The organism is Mesorhizobium sp. M1A.F.Ca.IN.020.06.1.1 (genome assembly GCF_004023265.1).
GTDB lineage: Bacteria > Pseudomonadota > Alphaproteobacteria > Rhizobiales > Rhizobiaceae > Mesorhizobium.
Map to the genome: position 1 here is coordinate 1 of NZ_RZSR01000734.1, position 3069 is coordinate 3069.

Sequence of the window (3069 nt, forward strand, 5' to 3'; positions counted from 1 at the left end):
CACTGGCATCGAGCGGCGAGCGGACCTCCCAGCCATTTTCCAATGCGGCACCGATGATACGCTCGACGAGCCCGGCATTCTGCGCGCGGATGACGTCGATTCCGGTCTGTTCCACCCACTCCAGTCCGGGCAGCGAGGCGACGCTTGCCAGGATCGCCGGCGTGCCATGATCGAAGCGGCGCGCATCGTCGGCGTAAGTGAAAGCGTCGAGGTCCCAGGAGAACGGGTTCGGCTGACTGAACCAGCCCCGCAACTCCGGCCGGCAGGACGCCAGAAGGTCAGGCGCGACCTGCAAAATGCCGGCGCCGGAGGATCCACACAGCCATTTGAGCGAAGTCGAGACGACGAAATCGACCGGCGTCGCGGCAACCGAAAACGGCGCCACGCCGATGCCCTGTGTGACATCAACGCCGACTATGCTGCCCACGGCGCGGCCATGCGCGGCGAGGCGGCCGACATCGCAGCGGTGCGAGGCCGTCGAGGTGACGAAGGTAATGAGCGCGAGCCCGACATCCGCCTGCCAGCGGTCGATGAAATCCTGGTCGCGAACCCAGGTCTCGCCAGGCCGCAATGGGACGGTGTCGAGGGTGAAGCCGAAACGCTCTCCCAAGCCCGCCAGCAGGAAATGCAGGCTCGGAAAACAGTCGGCGGCGACCAGCAGCCGCTTTCCCGCCAGCCGCTCCGTCGGCAAGCCACCGATCAGGCTATAGAGCGCGGCGGTGACATTCTCGGCCGTGGTCAGCGTGCCTTGCGGCGCCTCGATCAGCCGCCTCCAGGCATCGATGAAGCGTTGCCGCCCCGCAAGCGCGGCAGGCCACTGACCGTCGTCTTCCGCCGACCAGATGTTCGAGAAATCCGTCAGCGAGGCGGCCATTCGCTCGGCCTTGCCGGGGAAGGTGCCGATCGAATGATAGAGAAAATAGCCGGACATTCGCTGTCTCGCTCCCTGTGATCATGTGATCACAAATACGGACAGGGATCAATGCGCCGCGGCTGAAGAAATGCGGGTCAGCACCTCAAAATCCGGCTGTTCTCTTGGTCCAGGAGCTTGGCCCAGGCGGCTTCAAAGCCACTCTGCGGCGGCCGCCTATCAAGGCGCCCTTCCGAAAGCGGCAAAATCGACCGGTCTGGGCTCCGGCACGTCAGGACAGATCGCCCGCAAAGTCGCTTGTGTCGCCGTGATATCGGCCACCACCTCGTCGCGCGCGCGGGTGAAATCCTTGTCCTTGATGGCCGCTATGATCGCGGCGTGCCGGCCCGAAGGCTCCATGGTGCCGGCGCGCATCAGCGGCGCGACATGGTTGGACAACAGCCGCATGTACGGACCGAAGCGCAGCCACAGCGTCTCGATCAGCTGAAACAGCACATCGGAGCCGGAGGCGCGGTATATGGTGAAGTGGAACTGCTGGTTCTTGGCGATCAGCTCGTAGATGCTGCCGTCGCGGCCGATCGCCCGCTGGTCGTCAGTAACCCTTTGCAGCAAGCCGATCTCGGCTGCGGTCAGGCGCGGCGCGCCAAGCTCGGCGGCCAGCCCCTCGACGGCGAGCCGGGCTCGGCAGAGGTCGTCGAGCCGCGCTCGAGTCACCGCGGGCACGCAGGCTGAGCCGTTCTGCGAGATTTCCAGCGCGTTCTCCGCCGCCAGCCGCCGCAATGCCTCGCGCACCGGCATATTTGAGGTGCCGAAAGCCTCCGCCAGCGAGGCGATGGTCAGCACCTGCCCGGGATCGAAGCTGCCGACCATCAGGGCATGGCGAAGCTGCTGGTAGACGCCATCCTGGACCGTGATGCGTCCCGATATTGGTTCGAAGCCCAGAGCCACGCTTTTGCTTCCTTGGGAGCCGGCAAAGTTTATGTGCGAATATCCGCCAACGCGGGTATGATCATCTGATCACAAATTGTGCCGGCAGCCAAGCGGCCGTTGCCGTACTGTCACGGCCATGCTGACGGACGGAAGGCAGATACGATCCCTCGAGCGTCAGCGCCGAGTTGGCGTAGCCGCCTTCGCCGCTTCAGGCCATTGCGAAATAGAAGCCAGTAGCGCCTCCGGCTCACTCCGGAATAATTGCGATTGCCTGTATCTCCACCTTCGCCCGGTCCTCGACCAGCGCCACCACCTGCATGGCGGCCATCGCCGGAAAATGCCGGCCGATGACGGCGCGGTAGGATTCGCCGATCCCTTTGAGGTTGGCGAGGTACTCGGCCTTGTCGGTAAAATACCAGGTCATCGAGGTGATGTGCTGCGGCTCCCCGCCGGCCTCGGCGAGAACGGCGACGACATTGGTGAGGGTCTGGCGCACCTGATCGACGAAATCGTCGGTCTCGAACCGGCACTCGGCATTCCAGCCGACCTGGCCGCCGATGAAGACCAGCCGGCCACGCGCGGCAACGCCGTTGGCATAGCCGATCGGTTTGGCCCAGCCTTCCGGCTGCAGGATCGTGTGCATGTCTAGCCTCCCTTAAGTGAAATGCGGTCCGCAAGCATGATCTCACGCCGCTCCCATCACTTGCCTGGCGATCACCACTTTCTGCACGTCGGAAGCGCCCTCATAGATGCGCAGCGCGCGTATCTCGCGATAGAGGCTCTCGACGATGTGGCCCTTGCGCACGCCGTCGCCGCCATGCAGCTGCACCGCCTTGTCGATCACTTCCTGCGCCTTGTCCGTGGAGAACAGCTTGGCCATTGCCGCCTCGCGAGTGACGCGGGCGGCGCCCATATCCTTAGTCCAGGCGGCGCGATAGACGAGCAGGGCGGCGGCGTCGACATCCAGCGCCATGTCGGCGATGTGGCCCTGCACCATCTGCAGTTCGGCCATCGGCGCGCCGAACAGTTTTCGCTCGGACACCCTTTTGATGCTTTCGTCCAACGCTCTTCGAGCAAAGCCGAGCGCCGCGGCACCCACCGTCGGGCGGAAGACGTCGAGCACCGACATGGCGATCCGAAAACCGTCGCCGGGTTTGCCGATCAGGGCGGAAGCCGGAACGCGCACATTGTCGAAGGAGAGCCGCGCGAGTGGATGCGGGGCGATAACTTCCAATCGTTCGGCGATTCCAAGGCCTTTGGTGTCCGCA

At 64.4% G+C, this 3069-nt stretch carries 4 protein-coding genes; all 4 read right to left on the reverse strand.

Features of this window, described 5'->3' with window-relative positions; translation table 11 throughout:
- Window positions 1–931: aminotransferase class V-fold PLP-dependent enzyme (locus EOA60_RS25980; protein WP_128312112.1), on the reverse strand; the 931-nt coding region annotated here is incomplete at its 3' end.
- 159 nt (window positions 932–1090) lie between these two features.
- On the reverse strand, window positions 1091–1819 hold the full coding sequence (locus EOA60_RS25985) for a GntR family transcriptional regulator (protein ID WP_095777556.1): 729 nt from the start codon (window positions 1817–1819) through the stop codon (window positions 1091–1093).
- 229 nt (window positions 1820–2048) lie between these two features.
- The gene (locus EOA60_RS25990) at window positions 2049–2444 is read right to left on the reverse strand and encodes a RidA family protein (protein ID WP_095824271.1); all 396 of its coding nucleotides are present in this window, start codon (window positions 2442–2444) and stop codon (window positions 2049–2051) included.
- Window positions 2445–2486: 42 nt separating this feature from the next.
- Window positions 2487–3069: acyl-CoA dehydrogenase (locus tag EOA60_RS25995; RefSeq protein WP_164899535.1), on the reverse strand; the 583-nt coding region annotated here is incomplete at its 5' end.